Source organism: Alcaligenes ammonioxydans, from assembly GCF_019343455.1.
Classification (GTDB): Bacteria; Pseudomonadota; Gammaproteobacteria; order Burkholderiales; family Burkholderiaceae_B; genus Alcaligenes; species Alcaligenes ammonioxydans.
Window position 1 is genome coordinate 2,847,951 of record NZ_CP049362.1, and the last position, 20,469, is coordinate 2,868,419.

At 59.4% G+C, this 20,469-nt stretch carries 18 protein-coding genes; 5 read left to right on the top strand and 13 right to left on the bottom strand.

The window, feature by feature from the left end:
• Positions 1 to 166 precede the first annotated feature (166 nt).
• The 3 genes from FE795_RS13060 to FE795_RS13070 are packed head-to-tail and all read left to right on the top strand — an operon-like array spanning position 167 to position 4,663.
• Complete coding sequence (locus FE795_RS13060) at positions 167 to 2,245, top strand: LamG-like jellyroll fold domain-containing protein (protein WP_219235038.1); 2,079 nt, start codon at positions 167 to 169, stop codon at positions 2,243 to 2,245.
• A 21-nt stretch (positions 2,246 to 2,266) separates the two neighbouring features.
• Positions 2,267 to 2,464: a hypothetical protein gene (locus tag FE795_RS13065; RefSeq protein ID WP_100214876.1), complete on the top strand. Its 198-nt coding sequence runs from the start codon at positions 2,267 to 2,269 to the stop codon at positions 2,462 to 2,464.
• A 21-nt stretch (positions 2,465 to 2,485) separates the two neighbouring features.
• On the top strand, positions 2,486 to 4,663 hold the full coding sequence (locus FE795_RS13070) for a phosphocholine-specific phospholipase C (RefSeq protein WP_219235039.1): 2,178 nt from the start codon (positions 2,486 to 2,488) through the stop codon (positions 4,661 to 4,663).
• 378 nt (positions 4,664 to 5,041) lie between these two features.
• Here FE795_RS13070 and gspF read toward each other — a convergent pair whose 3' ends face one another.
• From gspF to gspG, 11 genes are read right to left on the bottom strand one after another with little or no spacing between them, the layout of a single operon-like run.
• A complete protein-coding gene (gene gspF, locus FE795_RS13075) occupies positions 5,042 to 6,244 on the bottom strand; it encodes a type II secretion system inner membrane protein GspF (protein ID WP_003803166.1) in 1,203 nt (400 codons plus the stop codon).
• 14 nt (positions 6,245 to 6,258) lie between these two features.
• Entirely contained in the window at positions 6,259 to 7,677 is a 1,419-nt protein-coding gene (gene gspE, locus FE795_RS13080) for a type II secretion system ATPase GspE (protein ID WP_003803163.1), read from the bottom strand.
• Entirely contained in the window at positions 7,674 to 9,986 is a 2,313-nt protein-coding gene (gspD, locus tag FE795_RS13085; protein WP_219235040.1) for a type II secretion system secretin GspD, read from the bottom strand. Before gspD ends, gspE begins: the two co-directional genes overlap by 4 nt.
• A gap of 13 nt (positions 9,987 to 9,999) precedes the next feature.
• Positions 10,000 to 10,746 (bottom strand): type II secretion system protein N, encoded by a 747-nt coding sequence (gene gspN / locus FE795_RS13090; RefSeq protein ID WP_219235042.1) that lies wholly within the window; start codon positions 10,744 to 10,746, stop codon positions 10,000 to 10,002.
• Positions 10,743 to 11,294: a type II secretion system protein GspM gene (gene gspM / locus FE795_RS13095; RefSeq protein WP_219235044.1), complete on the bottom strand. Its 552-nt coding sequence runs from the start codon at positions 11,292 to 11,294 to the stop codon at positions 10,743 to 10,745. The genes gspN and gspM overlap by 4 nt, the downstream gene beginning before the upstream one ends.
• The gene (locus FE795_RS13100; RefSeq protein WP_219235046.1) at positions 11,291 to 12,253 is read right to left on the bottom strand and encodes a GspL/Epsl periplasmic domain-containing protein; all 963 of its coding nucleotides are present in this window, start codon (positions 12,251 to 12,253) and stop codon (positions 11,291 to 11,293) included. The genes gspM and FE795_RS13100 overlap by 4 nt, the downstream gene beginning before the upstream one ends.
• 4 nt (positions 12,254 to 12,257) lie before the next feature.
• Positions 12,258 to 13,118 carry a type II secretion system minor pseudopilin GspK gene (gspK, locus tag FE795_RS13105; RefSeq protein WP_219235049.1) on the bottom strand — a complete coding sequence of 287 codons (861 nt, stop codon included), beginning with the start codon at positions 13,116 to 13,118 and terminating at the stop codon, positions 12,258 to 12,260.
• Entirely contained in the window at positions 13,115 to 13,714 is a 600-nt protein-coding gene (locus FE795_RS13110; RefSeq protein WP_003803149.1) for a PulJ/GspJ family protein, read from the bottom strand. Before FE795_RS13110 ends, gspK begins: the two co-directional genes overlap by 4 nt.
• Positions 13,711 to 14,070, bottom strand: coding sequence for a type II secretion system minor pseudopilin GspI (gene gspI / locus FE795_RS13115; protein WP_003803147.1), 360 nt, complete (start codon positions 14,068 to 14,070; stop codon positions 13,711 to 13,713). The genes FE795_RS13110 and gspI overlap by 4 nt, the downstream gene beginning before the upstream one ends.
• Positions 14,067 to 14,537, bottom strand: a complete 471-nt coding sequence (locus FE795_RS13120) for a type II secretion system protein (protein WP_003803146.1) — start codon at positions 14,535 to 14,537, stop codon at positions 14,067 to 14,069. Before FE795_RS13120 ends, gspI begins: the two co-directional genes overlap by 4 nt.
• A 1-nt stretch (position 14,538) precedes the next feature.
• Positions 14,539 to 15,009 carry a type II secretion system major pseudopilin GspG gene (gspG, locus tag FE795_RS13125; RefSeq protein WP_219235051.1) on the bottom strand — a complete coding sequence of 157 codons (471 nt, stop codon included), beginning with the start codon at positions 15,007 to 15,009 and terminating at the stop codon, positions 14,539 to 14,541.
• A gap of 125 nt (positions 15,010 to 15,134) precedes the next feature.
• On the opposite strand from gspG, the gene FE795_RS13130 reads away from it, so the two are divergent.
• Together FE795_RS13130 and FE795_RS13135 are read left to right on the top strand one after the other, a co-directional pair.
• Entirely contained in the window at positions 15,135 to 15,575 is a 441-nt protein-coding gene (locus FE795_RS13130) for a hypothetical protein (protein WP_003803141.1), read from the top strand.
• A 56-nt stretch (positions 15,576 to 15,631) separates the two neighbouring features.
• On the top strand, positions 15,632 to 16,768 hold the full coding sequence (locus FE795_RS13135; RefSeq protein ID WP_003803139.1) for an HPP family protein: 1,137 nt from the start codon (positions 15,632 to 15,634) through the stop codon (positions 16,766 to 16,768).
• Positions 16,769 to 16,861: 93 nt separating this feature from the next.
• On the opposite strand, the gene hppD is transcribed toward FE795_RS13135, so the two are convergent.
• Together hppD and aspA are read right to left on the bottom strand one after the other, a co-directional pair.
• Positions 16,862 to 17,938 carry a 4-hydroxyphenylpyruvate dioxygenase gene (gene hppD / locus FE795_RS13140; RefSeq protein WP_003803137.1) on the bottom strand — a complete coding sequence of 359 codons (1,077 nt, stop codon included), beginning with the start codon at positions 17,936 to 17,938 and terminating at the stop codon, positions 16,862 to 16,864.
• Between the two features lie 374 nt (positions 17,939 to 18,312).
• Complete coding sequence (gene aspA, locus FE795_RS13145; protein ID WP_003803135.1) at positions 18,313 to 19,731, bottom strand: aspartate ammonia-lyase; 1,419 nt, start codon at positions 19,729 to 19,731, stop codon at positions 18,313 to 18,315.
• Positions 19,732 to 20,469: the final 738 nt, after the last annotated feature.

Below are 20,469 nucleotides of genomic sequence, written 5' to 3' on the forward strand. Positions count from 1 at the left end.
AACCGCATAAAACACAATCCAATCATCGGCGGATTTGCTGATCCGTTCACAGCGCAGTCATACGCCCTTCCTACACTGCCCGCAGTCCTGATCCGATGCCGACTGGGCAGCCCACCCCCACGCACAGTCCGGCCTCTCTTTTTACCTCCTCTTCTTGAGTGGCTGTATGACCTTCACCTCACGTCCCCAAAAATCTCCTACCGTGCAACGCCTGCAACAGGCGGGGCTCTCCCTGTCACTGGCACTGCTCCTGACGGCTTGCGGTAGCGGCTCCGGCACCAATGATGGTGCAGCAAACCCCGATGTCAATCCCGAGCCCCCCACTGTAGAGCCAGGCGATAAACCCCAGGCATTGGGTGGTAAAAAAGCCCTGATTGTCACTATCGACGGTCTGAGCTACGACGCACTGCAGCAAGCCCGCCAAGCGGGTCAGCATCCTGCGCTGAAAAACCTGACTATTGCCCCGGCGCAAACCGGCGGCTATACCGGCACCCCCAGTGAACAACGTACCCTGCCCCTGCCGGGCTGGGCCTCCCTGATCACGGGCGTCTGGGCCGATCAACACGGCCTGCGTGGCGTCGGCCAGGAACCGGTACAACTCAAGAGCCCCACTCTGGTTGCGCTGGCCTCCGAGCCAACACCGGCCGCCCTGGCCGTAAGCACAGCAGACTACCGCACGCTGTGGGCGCCAGACCTGCAAGAAGGCCGGATCATTGAAGCCGCCAACTGTACCGACTCGGACAGTTGCGTCAGTGAGCAGACCCAGAAATACCTGCAAGAGGGCAAATCCCTGATTCTGGCCCAGATCCAGGCGCCGGCTCGTGCGGCCTCACAAACCGGATTGGGCAGCCCCCAATATCAGGAAGCGGTTCAAGAGTCGCTGGCTTCCCTGGACAAGCTGCTGGCCCTGATTGAGAAGCGCAAGCAGGCTGATGCGTCCGAAGACTGGTTGCTGATCCTGACGAGCAGCTACGGCATGGACGAGTTCGGCAGCGCCACCGGCTCGCAGTTCAACCGCAACAAAACCAGCTTTATCGCCACCAACAAGACCCTGGCGTCCTTGCCTGCCATCGATGGCCAGGTCACCAGCAGCACCGACATGAACACGCTGGCCGCCGTGATCGATATCGCTCCCACTGTTCTGTCCCATCTGGGCGTACAGGGTGAGCAATACGCCTTTCGCGGTTCGCCTTTGCAAGCCCAGACCCGTATCCGCAACCTGAGCTTCAACAAGCCAGCCGATAAAAACATGGTGGACCTCAACTGGGTTCTGGACGGCGATGCCTCGCAGGAAATCCAGATCATGCGTGATGGCAAACTGATTGCCACCCTGCCCGCAGGCTCGACCCAGTACTCCGACCCGCTACCTGTCTCGGAGAACGCCCAAGTCTACTCGCTGAGCTACTCGGTCAAAACGGGTCAGGCTGCCTCCACCTTGCAAGCTGAAGCAGGCTACCAGCCTCCTCCAAAACTGGCCGATACCCTGAGAGACGGCCTGCGCAGCTATTACACCTTCAGTGCTCAGCCTTTTACCGACAGCAAGGGCGGCAGCAGCCTGCAACCAGCCAGCCCGGGCGTTCCAGCCGGCGAACTGCTGGCAGCCGACTTCCTGGACCCTACCCAGCCCCAAGGTGGCTTGCGTCTGCTCGGCAGCAAGGCCGATGCCAATGGCAACCGGGGCTATCGCCTGGCCTTGAGCCGCGAACTGTTGGGAACCGGTGGTGCACAAAAACTGACGATCGGCTTCTGGTTCCGCACCCCGGACAACTGTCACGGCTATGGCGCCTCCATCATGGCCAACAAAAACTACGACTCGGGCAACAACCCCGGCTTTGCGCTCGGCCTGTTTAACGCCAACGGTTGCGACATCCGCTTTAACACCGGTTATGGCGGTGGTCGCAATGAAAGTCAGGGCTACAACATCACCCCTGACCAGTGGGCCTATGTGGCCGTGGTGATCGACAAATCCAAGGGAATCATGCGTGGACATGTCTTCGACACTAAAAAAGGTGCGCAGTTTGGATCGGTCGCCCTGGAAGCCCGCACCATTGCCGCGCTGGGCGGAACCGGCACCAGCGAGCTGGGGCTGAACGAAGACGTCACCGGCCAGTACTACAAACGCTGGGGCCGCAGCGACATCAATATGGACTTTGGCGAACTGGCCATCTGGGACCGCGATTTGAGCACGGACGAGCTGACCAGTATTTATGAATCGCGCAAGCCCCTGTCCAGCCTCCAACCCTGATTGCACAACCAAGGATTTTTCATGACCCCAACACACCCTTCCATCACCGTTGAGCGCCTTAAACGCGCATCCGTCCTGCTGATGCTCTGCGGCCTACTGGCTGCTTGCGGTGGCGGCAGCGACACGGACAGTTCGGGTGGCTCCGGCTCGACAGAAGAGCCGACAGAGCCGGGCAAACCCACTCCCGAACCCGCAGCACAACTCAAATGCGCCCCTTAATTGTTGACGAGATCACGAACAATGACTTCACGCCGTACCTTCCTACGTAACGTCACTGGCGCCGGCCTGGCTGCCGGATCACTGGCTGCCTTTCCCCCCAGCATTCGCAAGGCCTTGGCCATTCCTGCCAACAACAAGACAGGCACCATCAAGGACGTGGAACACATTGTGGTTCTGATGCAGGAGAACCGCTCCTTTGACCACTACTTTGGCACCCTGAAAGGGGTACGCGGGTTTGGTGACCGATTCACCATTCCCCTGCCCAATGGCCGCAATGTCTGGCAGCAAAACGTCAGCTCGAACGAAACCGTCCTGCCCTATCACCTGGATGCCACCAAAGGCAATGCCCAGCGCGTGAACGGTACGCCCCACTCCTGGTCAGACGGTCAGGCCGCCTGGGACCACGGTCGCATGGATTTCTGGCCCAAGCACAAGAACCGTCACTCCATGGGCTATTACCGCGAAGCCGAGGTGCCGTTCCAGTTCGCAATGGCCAACGCCTTCACCATCTGTGACGCCTATCATTGCTCCATGCACACCGGCACGAACTCCAACCGCATGTTCTTGTGGACGGGTACCAACGGTCCGACCGGCTCGGGCGAATGTACCGTCAACAACGCCTGGGACAGCCTGCGGCCCTCAAGCGTTGGCGGCTACACCTGGAAAACCTACCCTGAGCGTCTGGAAGAAGCCGGAATCAGCTGGAAGGTCTACCAGAACCTGCCCGACAACTTCACCGACAACTCGCTGGCGGGCTTTTTGCAATACCGCATTGCCAACGAGCAATCGGGCAAACCCACCAACACTCCTTACGAACCTTCGGACGATATTGGCAACCCGCTGTACAAGGGCATTGCCAACACCATGCCCGACGGAGGCTTTCTGGAGCAAATCCGCAAGGATGTCGAAGCTGGCACGCTGCCGCAGATTTCCTGGGTCGTGGCCCCAGCCAACTACTCTGAGCACCCCGGCCCATCAAGCCCGGTACAAGGTGCCTGGTACACCCAGGAGCTGCTCGATGCCCTGACGGCCAACCCCGAGGTCTGGAGCAAGACCGTTCTGTTCGTCAACTTCGACGAAAACGATGGTTTCTTTGACCACGTCCCCTCGCCCTCGGCCCCTTCGATTGACCCGGTCACCGGCAAACCGGCCGGCAAGACGACCCTGAGCAAGGAAGAGCTGGCTTTCGAGTACTACAACTACCCCAGCCCTCAGGGTCTGGCCGGCCAGCCCCCGCAAGACGGCAAGGTCTTTGGCCCCGGTGTACGGGTTCCCATGTATGTCATCTCCCCCTGGAGCCGTGGCGGCTGGGTGAACTCGCAGGTGTTTGACCACACCTCTGTCATCCGTTTCATGGAAGAGCGCTTTGGCGTGATGGAACCGAACATCAGCCCCTACCGCCGCGCGGTGTGTGGCGATCTGACCTCGGCCTTTAACTTCGCCAGCCCGAACGATGAGCCACTGCCCACCTTGAATGGCCGACGCAGCCGTCAGGATGCCGATGCCATTCGCAGTGCCCAGGAGCGTCTGGCTCAGGTACCCCAGCCCGTGGACAACCAGCGTATTCCCGTCCAGCAAACGGGTGTGCGTCCATCCCGCGCCCTGCCTTATGAACTGCACGTCAGTGCCCGCTGCGATAGCGAGAAAGGCGTTCAGCTGCTGTTTTCCAACACCGGCAAAGCGGCCGCTGTATTCCACGTTTATGACAAGCTCAACCTGGATCGCATCCCACGCCGCTACATGGTCGAACCCGGCCAGATGCTCGATGATGTCTGGGACGCGCAGGCAAACAACCTGGGACACTACGATCTGTGGGTACTGGGTCCGAACGGCTTTCACCGCCACTTCCGTGGTGATGTCAGCGTGCTGGGCCAGGCCGAGGCCGCCCGCCCCGAGATTCGTGTCTGCTACGAAATCACCAAAGGCGATATCTATCTGGAAATGATGAACGGTGGCCAGTCCGCCTGCACCTTCACCATCCAGTCCATGGCCTATCGTGAAGACGGTCCATGGGAAGTCACGGTGGAACCCGGCCAGCAGTCCAAACAATCCTGGGCCTTGAAATCCAGCGGTCATTGGTACGACTTCGTGGTTCGCAGCAACAGCGACCCCAGCTACTACCGCCGCTTCGCAGGCCGGGTGGAGTTTGGCGCGCACGGCGTCAGCGATCCAGCCCTGGGGATTCCCGCCTACCTGTAAGACTTCAAGGCGCTGAATCTATCGTTCTATTGTCTGACTAAGTGTGCGTGCGCACCACGCACACTTTTTACCCCGATGCCAAATACAGGCATCGGGTTTTTTTTACGCATCCGTAGTAGCAACGGCAGGTACCCACGCATGGGGCTGCCATCAGTGAGCTATGCCTGGCAAACGGGCACACCGCCTCAAGGAATGTGAAGTCTCTGTACCTGACCCGCATAGACAAACGGGCAATGCAAAAGCCAAGCACAGGCTACGGGCTGAACACGCCGCGCCCTACTGACTGCCCCCAGGCGATGGGGCAGGCCCAGCACGGCATGCTGCATCAGGATGAACCGCTCTGCGCCTTTCGCCTTGCATGTGTATTGCCACACCCGCTTACTGCACCAACTGATTCATCTCAATAATGGGCAACATGACGGCCAGCACGATCAGCAGTACCAGGCCGCCCATCAGCAAGATCATCAACGGCTCCAGCAAGGCAGTCATGGTCAGGGCCTTGCGCTCCAGCTCGGTCGACAAAGTCCTTGCCGCCCGGTCCAGCATGGGAGCCAGTTCACCGGTTTTTTCTCCACTGGCAATCAATTGCACCAGTAAGGGCGGAAACAGGCCACTGCGTTGCAATGCGCTCGCCAAAGGCAGACCCTCACGCACATGGACCGCTGCCTGATTGACGGCGTCACGCAAGGCCAGATTGGACACCGTGCGTCCGGCAGCTTCCAGAGCAGTCAGCAAGGCCACATTACTGCCAGCCAAAATCGCCAGCGTGGCAGCAAAACGAGCAGTGTCCACCCCCAGCAAATAGCTGCCCAGAATCGGCGCCCCTAACAAGCGTCGGTGAAAGGCCTGCTTCAAGGCCGGTTGTCGCAATAGAAACGCCACCAGGGCGCCCCCCAGCAACAACACAAGAAACAGAACCCCTCCCCATTCACGCAGCAAATCGCTGGCGCTGATCATTACACGGGTCAGCAAAGGCAACTGCTGCTTGGCCTGAGTAAACGCGCCCACCACTTGCGGGACCACATAGCTGAGCAAGAACACCACCATCGCCACGGAGATCAGGCTGACGATGGCGGGATAAATAAAGGCCGTCAAGACCTTGCCTCGCAGGGCACCGCTCTCTTCGATAAAACTGGCCAAGCGGTCCAGCACCTGCTCCAGCTCTCCGGACTGCTCGCCCGCCCGCACCAGTGCCCGATAAATTTCCGGGAAGTCGCGCGGGTGACTGGCCAAGGCATCACTCAGGCTATGACCGGCACGGATATCCGCACGCAGGGCTGCCAGCAGCTGGACCATCGGACGTCGGGTGGACTGCTCGATCACCACGCCCAGACTGGCTTCCAGAGACAGCCCAGCCGCCACCAGACTGGCCAGTTGACGGGTCAACCAGGCCAGCTCGGTACGGCGCAAGCCTGCACTACGGGCGCGAGCGGCGGCACGACTTCGTCCCGCTTTCAGGGAAACAGTCAACAGACCACGGGTCAACAACTGCTGGCGTGCCAGACGCTCACTGTCGGCTTCCACGACGCCCCGCTCGCTGCGCCCGGTCTGATCCACCGCCTCATAGTGATAGGTACCCATCTTGTTTGACCCGCCTATAACTCGCGCGTGACGCGCAACACTTCTTCCTGGGTGCTGATGCCCTGCTCCACCCAGCGCTGGGCATCCTCGCGCAAGCTGCGCATGCCCGATTCACGGGCTGCCTGTCGCAAGGCGGCTTCGGCACCCGCGGCATTTAACAGGTGCTGGGCCCGCTCATCAATCCGATACAGCTCGTGAATACCGGTGCGCCCCTGGTAACCGGTATGGCCGCACTGTTCACAACCTTCCGGGCTGGCTCGATACTGCCCCTGGTCCGCGGGCTGACGACAATGCAGGCACAGCTTGCGTATCAGCCGCTGGGCCAGCACACCGCGCAGCGTGGACGCCAGCAAAAACGGCTCCACCCCCATATCCACCAGACGGGTAGCAGCAGACACGGCATCGTTGGTGTGCAAGGTGGCCAGGACCAGATGGCCGGTCAGGGATGCCTGCACCGCAATCTGCGCCGTTTCCAGGTCGCGGATTTCTCCGATCATGATAATGTCCGGGTCCTGCCGCAAGATGGCACGCAAGGCGCGTGCAAAGCTCAGTTCAATACGCGGATTGACCTGCGTCTGGCCTACGCCAGGCAAGTCATACTCAATCGGGTCTTCGACGGTGAGCACATTGCTGCGCGCTGTGTCGACGCGACCCAAGGCTGCATACAAGGTTGTGGTTTTCCCGCTTCCGGTGGGCCCGGTGACCAGCACAATGCCATGAGGCTGGTGAATCAGCTCATCAAGCTGGGCCAGGATGTCCGGGGCCATTCCCAGCCGCTCCAGCTCCAGTTGTCCGGCCGACTTGTCCAGCAAACGCATGACGGCACGCTCGCCATGGCCGGTAGGCAGAATCGATACGCGCAGGTCCAGGGCCCGCCCCCCCACCTTCAGGGCGATGCGGCCATCCTGAGGGAGCCGCTTTTCAGCAATATCCAGGCTGGCCATGATCTTGATACGCGACACCAGGGCACCGTGCAAGGCGCGCCGTGGGCTGACAATATCGCGCAAACGGCCATCCACCCGGTAACGCACCACCGAATGGGTTTCATAGGGCTCCAGGTGAATATCACTCGCTCCGTCCCGCACTGCCTGGGTGAACAAGGCGTTAATCATGCGGATAACCGGTGCATCGTCCTGGTTCTCCAGCAAATCGGTCACGGCGGGCAATTCCTGCATCAAGCGATCCAGGTCCACCTCATTGGCCGCCGCATCCACCACGCTGGCGGCATCGTCTCCCTGCGCATAACTGGCATCAATCAGGGTGTCGAGCTGGGCATCGGGCACTTGCCGTTCCTCGAACTCGGGGTAACGACGACGCAACTCCACCAAAGCCCAATCTGGCGTGCGCTCGCTGATGACCCGCGTTCCCACGCCTTGCTGCTGCGTCAGCACGGCCCGGTGCTGACGTGCCCAGGAATACGGCAGACGACTCATAGTGTCTCCCGCAAGTCGACGGCGCCTGGCGCGCCGGCAGCTTGTGGCAGCACCATATGCTCCGCATCCGGATGGAACCAGGTGGAGCGGTCCGGCAAAGTGGTCTGCAGCGCACGCATATAGTTGTAGCGGTCCAGGGACAAGCTCTGGCTATCCTGGGCATTGCGCACGATATGGGGGCGCAGAAACACCATCAGATTAGTCTTGCTGCGCTTGCGCTTCTCGTATTTAAAAAGATTGCCCACCAACGGAATATCGCCCAGCAAGGGCACCGATTGCTGACCATCCTCAATCGAGTCTTCCAATAAGCCGCCCAGCACAATAATCTGCCCATCATCGACCAGCACATTGGTACTAAGCGCACGTTTACGCGTGACAGGCGTGCTGGGTGATACCGACGTCGTAGGGTCCAGGCTGCTGACCTCCTGGTACAGAGCCATCTTGACGGTCCCACCTTCGGAGATCTGCGGACGCACTTTCAGGGTCAGGCCCACATCCTCGCGCTGAATGGTCTGAAAGGGATTACTGGCCCCATCACCCGTGGTCGTGTACTGCCCCGTCACAAAGGGCACGGTACGGCCCACCATGATGCTGGCTTCTTCGTTATCGAGCGTCATCAGGTTGGGCGTGGACAGAATATTAATGCCGCCCTGGCGCTCCATCGCCCGGGCCAGGACGCCCAGATTGACAATCTGCTGGCCCAGCACGTTCACCGTACCTTTGACCACGCCCAGACTTAAACCCGCCGCCAACGAATCCAGGGTGGTCACCCCGGCCTTGTTAATCCCGCTACCGCCCAGATTGGCGCCCCCGACAAAACCTGAACCTCCATCGGCAATATTGCCACCGCCTGTCATCCACTGGATGCCAAACTCGGCCGCATTCTCCGCATTCACCTCCACAATCAAGCTCTCGACCAGCACTTGAGCGCGACGTTGATCCAGTTGATCGATCACTTCACGCAAGCTGCGGTAAACCGGATCGGGGGCCGAAATGATCAGCGTAATCGTGGATGGATCAGCCTGCACAGTGGCACCGCCAGCGCTAAAAGCCACGGTGCCGCTGGCACTGTTTGCGGCGCTCAAACCCATCTCGGCCTGAGGCTGCTGCTTGGCAGTGGCCGACGTGTCCATGGCCTTGGCACCGCCGGTGATACCGGCATTGGCGGCGGGTGCCAGGCTATTGCTATTTGACTGTTGATTCCCGGTGCTCGCGTTCCCCGAAGCCGCTTGACCGGTCAGGGCCCCGCGCAGCACCTCAGCCAGCTGCACCGCCTGAGCATTGCGCAGATAGACCACATGCAAATTGCCTTTATTGCTTTCCGGGCTGTCAATACGCCGGATCAGGTCACGGGCCAGATCCAGCCGGGCCGGACTGCCTGCCCGCACCAGGACCGAGTTGCTACGCGGGTCGGCCACCACCGTAATGCGCTGCGCCACATCGTTGCCGGGCGTATCGAGCATTTGCGAGGCCAGGGCTGCCACATCCAGGGCCACGCCGTAGTCAATCGGGATAATGTCCGTGTTCAAGCCCGCGGGGGTATCGATCCCCGCAATGACCTGGGCGATACGATCCAGATTGTCACCGTAATCGGTCACCACCAGCGTATTGTTGGACGGGTAGGCATTGATGGGATTATTGGGCGAAATCATCGGCCGCAGCACCGGAACCAAGGCGGTCGCATTTTCATAACGCAAGGTAAACACCCGCGTTTCCAGCTCACCGCTGCCACTGGCCCCGGTACCAGCCGCCCGCACCGCACCGCCCTGCTGGCGCGCTTCGGCTTCAGGGACCACCCGACTGATCTTGCCATTACGCAGGACGGCAAAGCCTTGCATCCGCAGCGCCGACAGCAGCATCTCGTAGGCCGTTCTGGCGTCTACCGGCACCTCTGACACCAGCGTCAACTGCCCTTTCACGCGCGGGTCCACAATAAAATTCTGACCCGTGAAACGGGCCAGAGCCGCCACCACGCCATCCAGCTCCGCATCCACAAAATTGAGCGTAATGTCGTCGCCTTGCGGGAACTCGGCCGGGTCCGGCAAATCGATAGGCGCCGCACTGCCCCCGACCCGCTGCGGTACCCGCCGCGTGACGGCCGCAGAGGCCGTATTGCTATTGGCAAAGCGCGGATCAGCCTGCCCGCTGCGTACCGGCGCCTTGCCCACTGAGGCAAAAAAAGAAGAAGGGTCGGGACCGGGCTCAGGTTTCTGACCATTGCTGGCACAGGCGCTCAACAGCACGGCTGCACCCAGGCTTAAGAGGAAGCGAGGCCGCAGCCCAGGAAGTCGTTTAGTCAAGGTACTCATAGTCAAAATATCGTTAATCCTGCTTGCTAGTCGTTGTGGCTATCCGCCAATGGGTCACGCCCTGACGCTGAGGCCCCAAGGCCTCTAATAACTCATTAAATCGTTGATCGTCGGCCTGTCTGGGTTGAGCGCGCCCTTCAAACAGGCCGCCCTCCGGCCCCCACTGACCTTGCCCGGCCAAAGTGAAGTCTCCTTGAAGTGTGCGCAGACCCAGTTGAACGCCCTGCCCCTTGCGGCTGACCAGCAACTGGTAATCGCCTAACTGAGCCTGTGCTGCCAAGGCAGAGCGCGCATTGCGCCAGTCCAGTTCCAGCAGCGGACCGGTCGTGGCTGCCAACGCCTGACTGGGCCAACGCAGCTGTAACTGACCTTGCGGTTGCACGGTCTGCAACAAGGGATGCAGACGCCCCAAAAGTGCTGCGGGCACCGTCAGGCTTTGGCCGGATATTCGCCAGCCCTGCAGGCTGGCTTGCAGTCGCACAGGCTGATCCAGCCAATCATGGTTCAATTCCATTTGCGGCCAAGGGGTCAAGCGCCAACGCCAGCTCACCGGCCCAGGAACCGTACGGGCCAGCAGTCCCGAGCCCACGACCAGCAAGCCTTGTCCCGAAGCCAGGTTGCCATGCGCGGTTTCAAGCCGCAAAGGCAAGCGCTCCGGCTGCCAGATCAGCATCAGACGGGCTGGCAAAAAAGGCACCGCGGCCAACAACAGTCCCATCGTCAGCAAGGCCAACACGAAAATCTTGGTGAGTTTTTTCATGAGGGCTCTCCGGTGCGCAGCACAATACGCCCATCCAGCAGCCCTGCACGCTCCCGGCTATCCACCACCGAGCGACTGAGACTGAGCTCCTGGACAGCAAAGCCCAAAACACGGGGAGTCTGCAGCAGCCAGTCCATCAAGGCCGAAGCCGCTACGGCCTGACAGATCAAGACACGCTGCCCGGCCGGCGACTCCTCTGTCTGACACTGAGCGCCCAACGTTTGCAAACTGCGCTGCAAGGCCTTGTCCTGCCCCTGCGCATCGACCGACGTCACCAGTGCTTTATCCAGAATCTGAATCTGCGCCAAGACTGTTTGCAACTGCGCCATCTCGTACTGCAGGCGCGGCAATTCCTGTTTGGCCAGGGCCAGATCACGAACAGCGGGGCGCACCAGCAGCAGCCACAAGAACATCAAGGCCAGCAAAGCGCCCAATACAGACAAGGCCAGTTGATCCCGGCGGCTCAAGGCCTGCCAATACTGTCTGGCAATGGCGAGCTTGCCTTGCACGGTCAGCAGGACAGGCTGGAGGGCAGTGAATTTGCTCATTGCTGCGCCTCCTGCTGGCTGGATTGCCCCTCTTTGCGCAAACCTATTTCCCACTGGCGGGCCGAATCCCCCTGCTTCCAGGTCAGTTCGGACTCGGCAGGCAAGGGCTGTGCCGGCAAGTCACTGGCCAGCGTCAGACGCAACTGCTGATCGTCGAAATGCAGTGCGCGCACCTGCCCCTGCAAGGCTGGCCACTGTATGGCACTGCTCATCAACAAGCGGTCAAACGGCGCGGAGGCAGGACTTTTCTCCGACAGCAAGGCATCACGATGCTGGCTGGCCTGCGTCAAGGGCGCGACGATGACAGGCAAATGCGGCAAGGCTTGTCGAACCGCCTGCTCCATCTGGGTCTGCAGCTGTTTCGTCTGGGACCGCAAGGCCTGTGCCTGCTGCTGCAAAACCAATGTCCAGCTCAGCACGGCGGCCAGCGTCCACCAAAGGCTGTGGCGCACGACGCGACTTGTGCCGCTGGCGGCCATCTCGGGCATCAGCAAGGAACAGGCTGGCACCGTCACGCTCGGCCCCTTGCCCTGTCGATCCTGTGCGTGAGCCTCGGACCAGGGATAAACCGCGTTCAAGGGCAGACCTGTCTGGCGGGCCTGCGCCCCCAACGCCAGCAAAGGCTGCCGCTCTGTCCAGGCCAACTGACTCATCCCGGAAGGATCGGGGGCCGAACACGCCACCCACACCTGTTCAATCGGACTCAGACACAGGGGTTCCACGGCGCTGCAGGCCACAGCCTGCCGCCGCGACGCACTGACCGCGGGAAGGCGCAGCTCGGTCACCGTTGCCATCCCTGCCGGCAAAACCAGCTCCAAGGAGCGGGCCTGGGTCTTGAGCTCGTCAAGTTCTCCTCGACCGCGACGCAAGACTTTGGCGCGTTTGTCCCGCAGCACAAAGTCCACCGGCTGATCCAGCCTGGGCGGCACGTCCAGATAAATACGCAGCACTTTACTCATCACTTCAACGAATCCAGACAATCCGGCTGCGATCGGCGGCCCTGTGGATCAGGGCCTGAGTCGCCACCCGGCTATGGTCAAGTCGCAACTCACCACTTAATAAAAACCATTCACTGCGCACTGTCAGTGTTTGCCCCTTGAGCCCTTCTTGCGCCTGCAGGCGCGCCTGCACATCTGCCTGATCCCGGAACCATTGCCCCCGGTCACGCTGCTCCAGCAGTCCTCGCCACTCCACCAGACTGACGGAGGGCTGCACGGCGGCGAGCACCTGAGCGCTGGCCGTATTCACATTCAGAGACTTGGCCTGCGGCAAATAGCTCAGATAGGGCTCCAACTGCTTGGCCAGTACGGGTGCATCCGGGAAGAAATCCTGCAAATGAGTGGGCCAGGGTGCCTGCCCCGCCTGTGCCAGCTCCAGGCGCTGAGCCAGCTCAAGCGCCAGAGAAGGCGTTTGCTGAATACTGCGCAGCAACTGCTCCAGCGCCTGCACATACATGGCCTGCACACGCCCCTCCCGCAATAACAGGGCCAGATTGAACTTGCCCTGCTCATCCTGGATGTAACCGGAGAAATAGGCAGCCCGGGTCTTGTCCGGCGTCTCTACCTTGAGCTCACTGAGGGCCTGGGCCCACAGACCACCCTTGTGAGTGACCGCCGTGCGCTGCGAATCCAGGCGCAGTACCAGCACCGCCCAATCCAGCGCACCACGAAGCAACCAGTTGGCCTGAAGATAGTCACGCTCACTGGCCAACTGGCTTGCCAGCCCGCTTTGACGCTGCACAATGCCCATGGTGGCAATGGACACCGCCATCACCAGCACCAACGCATTGATCACGGCCATGCCTTGTTGTCTGGCGCGTGTCATAGCAGCATCACCACCTTGCGATAGGGATGCTCCTGACCTTCGAGCTGCACGGTCAGCTCGATTCCTGTGGCCGCTGCTCCCGCCTGCTCGGGCCAGGGCCAACTTTGCCAGCCGCGCGCCGGAATCCAGATACGTAAATTCCATGCGCTGACCTGCTCCAGAACATCTTGCAAAGGTCCCAGTTCGGGCAAGGGGTAAGCCGTTCCGGCCAGACTCATCGCTCGTTGCAAAACCCCATGCTGCAAACGCCATTGAATATGCTGGGTGCCCGCCCCTGCGTCGGCGCGACGCTCAATCATCAGGATGGCCGGCCCCTCGCCCTGAGCCTGCCAGCGGATACTGGCCGGCAGGACCGCCGTCGCTGCGCCCGGGTCTTGGGCAGACAGCACGGGGGGTAGATGCAGTTCCAGATCGCGCCCCATTTGGGACAGGACATTGAACAGGGCCTGGGTCTGACGCGCCTGACGACTGAGTTGCTCATCGGCGTGCAAGACTGCGTCCAGACCACGCCAGGACATCAGGCTGATCAAGGCCATGATGGTCAAGGCCACCAACATTTCCACCAGCGTAAATCCCTCCTGAGCCGGCTCTGTCATGGCAAGGACGCCAGGGTCGCATGCAGTTCAGTCAGCACGGGGCCATTGGGCAAGAAAGTCTGAATCGTCACCTGACGAAAGAAACGATTGGCCGTGGGTTGCACCGTCTGTCTGCACTGCAGATCCAAGCCCCCTTGGCGACACGACACCACCGTTTCACCGGGCTCGGGAAACAGACGACGCAATCGCATCTCGGCCATCACGCTGTCGGCGGCCAGCAAGGCCAGGCTGCGCTCATGCATGGCCTGGCTGCCCGAGGCACTCAATCCCAGCGCCCGCAGCCCGGCAGTCAGCGCCACCGACACAATGGCCAGCGCAATCAATACTTCTATCAAACTCATGCCGCGCTCAGTCATGACTGCACATCAAAAAGGCCCGTGGGATCGCTGCGCAAATGCAGGACCTCATGACCATCATCCAGCTCCAACTGACGCGGCGCAGACAACCACTCATTGACGAAAACCCACGGTCCTGCCGGATCCAGGCGCACACGCAGCGCCTCCAGCGACCAGGAGCGCGCAGGAAACAATTGTGCAAAGCGGGCCTGGTCGCGCAACCATCCCGGCGTTGGGCTGGAACCATCGGTGGCATCCGGAATCAGGCTGAAGCGATAACCCTGCTGATCCGCACTCCAGATCACACTTCGGCCGCTTTCACGTACATAGCGCTGTACATCGGCCAGGCGCAGAGCCAGCTGGCGGGCTTCCCGCTGTATTCCCTGATCACGATCCAGTACCAGCACACTCAAGCCGGCGCTGCTGACGATGCCCACGATCAGCAAGACCACCAAAGTCTCGATCAAGGAAAAGCCCCGTTGTGTCACGTCAGTCCCAGTTGCCTATGTCCGCGTCACTGCCGGACCCGCCGGCCTGCCCGTCCGCCCCCAAGGAGAACACATCGATCTCGCCATTAACGCCGGGTTGCAGATACTGATAGGGATTGCCCCAAGGGTCATTGGGCAAACGGTCCATATACGAGCGCCAGTTACGAGGCTCTGGCGGCTGCGAGGGCCGCTGATGCAAGGCGGCCAGACCTTGGGCCGTGCTGGGGTAGCGACCGTTATCCAGGCGATACAGCTTTAGCGCCTGGGTCAGGGCGGCAATGTCCTGACGGGCCGCCACTGCGCGCGCCTGATCGGGGCGATCCATGAGGCTGGGAACTACCAAGGCCGCCATAATGCCCATGATGACCACGACCACCATGACCTCAATCAGAGAAAAACCTTGTTGAACGCGCGAGCTGGCCGGTCTGGCCAGGGTACGCGCCGGCGTACGAAATAAAATAGGACGAGACATGAAAGAAGTAAGTCACCCAAAAAGACAAGCTCCTGTCATACGGGCTTCATGCAGCACACGCACAATAAGAGCTCTTAAGACAGCCAAACAGGCCGTCTGCCAAAGCACTATGCGATGCAGTCTAAATGGGTATTATTTCCGCCATATTTCCGTCACATCTTTGGCTGCGTTTGTGTCAGGCCGGCGTTGTGCTGGCCTTGATCACGCTGCTGATCAACCTGTTCCTACCTTCGCAGGACACGATTGCTCCCGTGCTGGACGAAGACCACAGTGAGCAGATCAGCACCCGGCAAATCGCGCAATGGTTTGGCGGCAGCACGGCCCTGCCGGAGTTGCGCTTGCACGGCATGATTGTGAGCGGCACGGGCGGCGCCGCCCTGCTCAGTATCAATCAGCAGTCTGTACGGGCGTATCGCCCTGGTCAGGAGCTGGCTCCCGGCGTGTTGCTGGACTCGATACAGCGCGAGCACATCGTGATCACAGTCGATTCCGTCCCTCAGCACATCGCCACCGAGCGCAAAGGTCCTGTTGCCATTCCCGGTATCCGGCAAGGGGCTCAGCCCTGACATAAACAGTTAGCAGTATGATCTGAGGCTGTCGTCCTTCTTTGCCCTGGTGGCTAATGCCCGCTTTACTTCGTCACTGGTTTGACAGCCTGCGCCCCAAGTCCCTGGCCATTGCACGCCCGGAAATGTTGCGTGCCACCTTTGGTGCCACGCTCAGCGTGCTGATTGTTTCCTCCCTGAGCCTGTACCTGTCGGATTTTGCGCATACACATCATTGGCTGGTGGCCTCTCTGGCAGCCAGTGCCTTGCTGATTTTCCTGGTTCCGACCAGCCCCCTGGCTCAGCCCTGGAATGTGTTGCTGGGCAATCTGGTGGGCGCGCTGACGGGCATTAGCTGCGCGATTTTTCTTCCTCATCCGATTGCTGCTATTACGATGGCCGTGTGCCTGAGCATGCCGGTCATGCTGGCCTTGCGCTGCGTCCACCCGCCCAGCCTGGCGATGGCCGTCTTTCCGGCCCTCAATGGCATTCAGAACTATGACTTCGTGCTGTTTCCGGTGATGTTTGACTCCAGCCTGCTGATTATGCTTGGCATGCTGTACAACCGCCTGACAGGCGTGGCTTACCCGCCAGTCCATAAACCCGCCACGCGCGCGGTCACGACACCATCACGCTTTACCGACCAGGATTATGATGCAGCGCTTAGCCATTACAAGCAGACGCTGAATATCAGTCACGATGATCTGGAAAAACTGGTCAGCTATGTGCATCAGTCGGCATTCCGGCGCAATCTGGGCACCCGTCGCTGCGCGAGCCTGATGAACGATGCCCCGCTGTCCTGCCAGGCCGACACGCCCTTGCAACAGGCCTGGGACCTGATGCGCGAGCGCAGGATCAAGGCCTTGCCGGTGCTGGACCAGAACAAGCAGGTGATCGGCATTCTGGCCCTGTCGGACTTTTTACAGCGTGCCGGGCTGGATCAGCCCGATAATCTGCGCCAGCGACTCCGGCGCTTCCTGAGCCCCCGACAGCGTTCGGCACCTACCGTGGCCGATATCATGACCAGTCCCGCCGTCACTGCCAATGCCAACTGGTCGGTGGCCGAACTGATCCCCCTGTTCAGCCAGGGACGGCATCGCCACATGCCGGTGGTCAACGATCACCAAGAGCTGGTGGGCATGATTACTCAGTCGGATCTGATGCTGGAGCTCTTTCGCATTCTGCAGCCAGCCCGCAACATCCAGGGCCAATAGCTAGAACACCCCAAAAAAAATCCCCCTGTTTGCCATCGCCAAACAGGAGGGACAGGTCAGCGCCAGTCGTGTGAGCACTGGCACGGAACCGCTTTACTGTGCCTGCAAGACACCCCGACGCAGCTGGTCGCGCTCAATCGATTCAAACAAGGCCTTGAAGTTGCCTTCACCAAAGCCGTCATCACCCTTGCGCTGGATGAACTCGAAAAACACCGGGCCCATCAAGGTTTCAGAAAAAATCTGCAGCAAGAGACGGCGGTTGCCCCCTTCCGATGTGCCATCGAGCAAGATGCCGCGGCGTTGCAACTCGGCAGTAGGCTCGCCATGTCCGGGCAAGCGGCCCTCCAGCATCTCGTAATAGGTTTGTGGTGGCGCAGTCATAAAACGCATGCCCATCGCCTTGAGCTTGTCCCAAGTGGCAATCAGATCGTCTGTCAGAAAGGCAACGTGCTGAATCCCTTCCCCGTTAAATTGCATCAGGAACTCTTCGATCTGGCCCGACCCCTTGGCGGACTCCTCATTCAAAGGAATACGAATTTTGCCATCGGGAGCCGTCATCGCCTTGGAGGTCAGACCGGTGTACTCCCCCTTGATATCGAAGTAGCGAATCTCGCGGAAATTGAACAGATGCTCGTAGAACTGGGCCCAGTAGGCCATGCGACCGCGGTAGACATTATGGGTCAGGTGATCGATCTCTTTAAGACCTGCACCCACAGGATGACGGTCCACCCCTTCCAGATAAACAAAGTCGATATCGTAAATGGAGTTACCTTCGCCAAAGCGGTCGATCAGGTACAGGGGAGCGCCGCCGATGCCCTTGATGGCGGGCAAACGCAACTCCATGGGGCCGGTCGGAATGTCCACAGGCTGGGCGCCCAGTTCCAGTGCGCGCTCGTACGCTTTTTGCGCATCGCGCACCCGAAACGCCATGCCGCAAGCCGATGGGCCATGCTCGGCTGCAAAATAAGCCGCCTGACTCTTGGGTTCTTCGTTCAGGATCAGATTGATTTCCCCCTGGCGATACAGAGAGACTTTCTTGGAACGGTGCACGGCCACTTTGGTAAATCCCATCATCGCAAAGACGGGTTCCATCAGACCAGGCTGGGGAGAGGCAAATTCGATGAACTCAAAGCCCATCAGGCCCATAGGATTGTCAAACAAGTCAGTCATGGCAGACTCCAGTTGTAATCAGGTAATCAAAGATGGCGTGAAACGCCTTGCAACTTGGACTCAGACCGTGCAGGGGGGCGCGCAGGATACCCCGCGCACACTGCGTGCCAAGTGATCACCAAACAACAATTGAAATCCCAGAACTCTCACAGGCTCTGCTCCAGTGGGCGGGAACCCGAAATGCGCTCCCGATGCCGATTCCCATTATGAGGGGGGCCGTCGCTCAACCGCCATAGAGCATTACCCTAGCGGTCTAAACCACCCAGCCTCTGACACGAAACAAGCGGGCAGAAAAAAGCCTCCACAATGGAGGCTTCCCAAACTGTTACCGGCGTCGGCCAAGACTGGCCAAATCAGGCCTGGTTCAGAATGGTTCAGGCTGGGTCAGCAGCACGCAGATCACGGGGTTGGATCAGCGATTCGGCACGCAATACCTCGTTCAGGGTTTCAGCGTCCATCAGGCCACGCTTGAGAACCACATCACGAATGTTGGTACCGGTCTGGAAGGCTTCGGCGGCAACCGAGGTAGCCGCTTTGTAACCGATGAACGGATTCAAGGCAGTCACCAGCGAAATGGAACGCTCGATATTGCTCTCCAGGCATTCACGGTTGGCCGTGATCCCCACCACGCAGAACTGAGTCAACGTGTCGCATGCATTGCTCAACAAAGCCATGCTACGCAACAGGGAGTGAATAATCACGGGCTCAAACGCGTTCAACTGCAGTTGACCTGCTTCGGCGGCCATGGTCACGGTCATGTCAGCACCGATCACTTCAAAGGCAACCTGGTTGACCACTTCTGGAATCACCGGATTGACCTTGCCAGGCATGATGGACGAGCCAGCTTGCACGGCAGGCAGACAAATTTCACCCATACCGGCACGAGGACCGCTCGAGAGCAGACGCAAGTCATTGGACAGCTTGGACAGTTTGACGGCAGCGCGCTTCAACACGCCCGACAGGTGCAGGAAACCACCGCAATCCTGCGTTGCTTCGATCAGGTCCGCCGATACGCGCAACGGCACACCGGACAGCTCAGACAAGGCAGCCACCGCCAGCTCGGCGTAATCAGGGTGGGCCGTAATGCCCGTGCCAATGGCGGTACCGCCCAGATTCACGTCACACATCAGTTTGCGCGATTCCTTCAGGCGCACGATGTCTTCGTTAATCATGGTGGCAAACGCGTTGAACTCCTGACCCAGGGTCATGGGCACTGCATCTTGCAGCTGGGTGCGACCAATCTTCATGTACGAGGAGAATTCCTCGGACTTTTTCAGGAACGCATCACGCAAACGCTCCATGGAGGCAAACAAGGGGTCCAGCGAACGGTAGGCCGCCAGATGCAGCGCCGTCGGGTAAACGTCGTTGGTGCTTTGGGCCATGTTCACATCTTCATTGGGGTGAAGATACTGGTATTCGCCCCGCTTGTGACCCATATGCTCCAAGGCCAGATTACAAATAACCTCGTTGGCATTCATATTGGTCGAGGTACCGGCGCCACCTTGAATCATGTCTACCACGAAATGCTCGTGACATTTACCCGTTTGAACGGCTTGACATGCCGCCACGATGGCATCGTGCTTGTCCTGCTCCAACAAACCCAGTTTGAAATTGGCCTGCGCAGCGGCCTGCTTGACCAGCGCCAGAGCATTAATCAGTTCCGGGTAAGTTGAAATAGGCGTACCGGTAATGTGGAAATTCTCCTTGGCACGCAAGGTATGAACACCATAATAGACTTCATCGGGGACTTGTCGGTCTCCCAGCAAATCATGTTCGATACGGAACTGACTCATAATTCCTTCGTTTCCTTAATAACGATAGCAAGACTTTTCTGACACGCCTCATACTCGATCCCGGACTACAAACGGAACAAAGCCCTGCCATTTCTTGCGAACTTGGCAGGGGCTCGGGGACATGCTGGCAAATACCGCCAATAAGCTTTGGATAATGCTTGCATCCAAATCTGGAAAGCAAAGGCCCGTAAAAAACGGGCCTCTATTGCAATCCGCCACGCGGGGTGAATGATCCAACCGCCTTTTTTGAAGGCATCGTCGAGCTCGGGAAGCGCTGGGAACATTGTAAACGCCGAGCGCACGCGTGTACGCCGTTTTACGGTTTTTCTTGGATTGAGCTGCCTTATCGGACGAACCCACGGTTGAAAACACGCTTAATTTAGCCGTGTATGTCTGGCATAGCTCGCTCATCCTGCCTGCAACCTGCTAAGGGTTCCGACGTGATGAACGTTGCGCGCTTGCATCATTTTGGGGCCTAAATGTCATAAAACTCCCAGGCACAGAAGGCATCAGATCGTCGTGACAGACCGATAGGAAGTTCACACACCTTGCAGTTTGAGAAAAAAAGGAAGGCGAAAGAGTATACCCAGGATTTAACGCTATTCCATAAAAGTATGGCTGCCTATACTGAAAAAAACTGGTCTTATTTTACTAAATGAAAATTCCTGATCAATAAAAGATGTTTAAATCAGACAAAATGGAATTAAAAAATAAGATCAATTTCCACATTAAAAGCAG

Bases quoted from the DNA above. Each gene is read 5' to 3' on its own strand.
- FE795_RS13060 (WP_219235038.1), top strand. From the start codon at position 167: ATGACCTTCACCTCACGTCCCCAAAAATCTCCTACCGTGCAACGCCTG.
- FE795_RS13065 (WP_100214876.1), top strand. From the start codon at position 2,267: ATGACCCCAACACACCCTTCCATCACCGTTGAGCGCCTTAAACGCGCA.
- FE795_RS13070 (WP_219235039.1), top strand. From the start codon at position 2,486: ATGACTTCACGCCGTACCTTCCTACGTAACGTCACTGGCGCCGGCCTG.
- gspF (WP_003803166.1), bottom strand. From the start codon at position 6,244: ATGGGTACCTATCACTATGAGGCGGTGGATCAGACCGGGCGCAGCGAG.
- gspE (WP_003803163.1), bottom strand. From the start codon at position 7,677: ATGAGTCGTCTGCCGTATTCCTGGGCACGTCAGCACCGGGCCGTGCTG.
- gspD (WP_219235040.1), bottom strand. From the start codon at position 9,986: ATGAGTACCTTGACTAAACGACTTCCTGGGCTGCGGCCTCGCTTCCTC.
- gspN (WP_219235042.1), bottom strand. From the start codon at position 10,746: ATGAAAAAACTCACCAAGATTTTCGTGTTGGCCTTGCTGACGATGGGA.
- gspM (WP_219235044.1), bottom strand. From the start codon at position 11,294: ATGAGCAAATTCACTGCCCTCCAGCCTGTCCTGCTGACCGTGCAAGGC.
- FE795_RS13100 (WP_219235046.1), bottom strand. From the start codon at position 12,253: ATGAGTAAAGTGCTGCGTATTTATCTGGACGTGCCGCCCAGGCTGGAT.
- gspK (WP_219235049.1), bottom strand. From the start codon at position 13,118: ATGACACGCGCCAGACAACAAGGCATGGCCGTGATCAATGCGTTGGTG.
- FE795_RS13110 (WP_003803149.1), bottom strand. From the start codon at position 13,714: ATGACAGAGCCGGCTCAGGAGGGATTTACGCTGGTGGAAATGTTGGTG.
- gspI (WP_003803147.1), bottom strand. From the start codon at position 14,070: ATGACTGAGCGCGGCATGAGTTTGATAGAAGTATTGATTGCGCTGGCC.
- gspG (WP_219235051.1), bottom strand. From the start codon at position 15,009: ATGTCTCGTCCTATTTTATTTCGTACGCCGGCGCGTACCCTGGCCAGA.
- FE795_RS13130 (WP_003803141.1), top strand. From the start codon at position 15,135: ATGGGTATTATTTCCGCCATATTTCCGTCACATCTTTGGCTGCGTTTG.
- FE795_RS13135 (WP_003803139.1), top strand. From the start codon at position 15,632: ATGCCCGCTTTACTTCGTCACTGGTTTGACAGCCTGCGCCCCAAGTCC.
- hppD (WP_003803137.1), bottom strand. From the start codon at position 17,938: ATGACTGACTTGTTTGACAATCCTATGGGCCTGATGGGCTTTGAGTTC.
- aspA (WP_003803135.1), bottom strand. From the start codon at position 19,731: ATGAGTCAGTTCCGTATCGAACATGATTTGCTGGGAGACCGACAAGTC.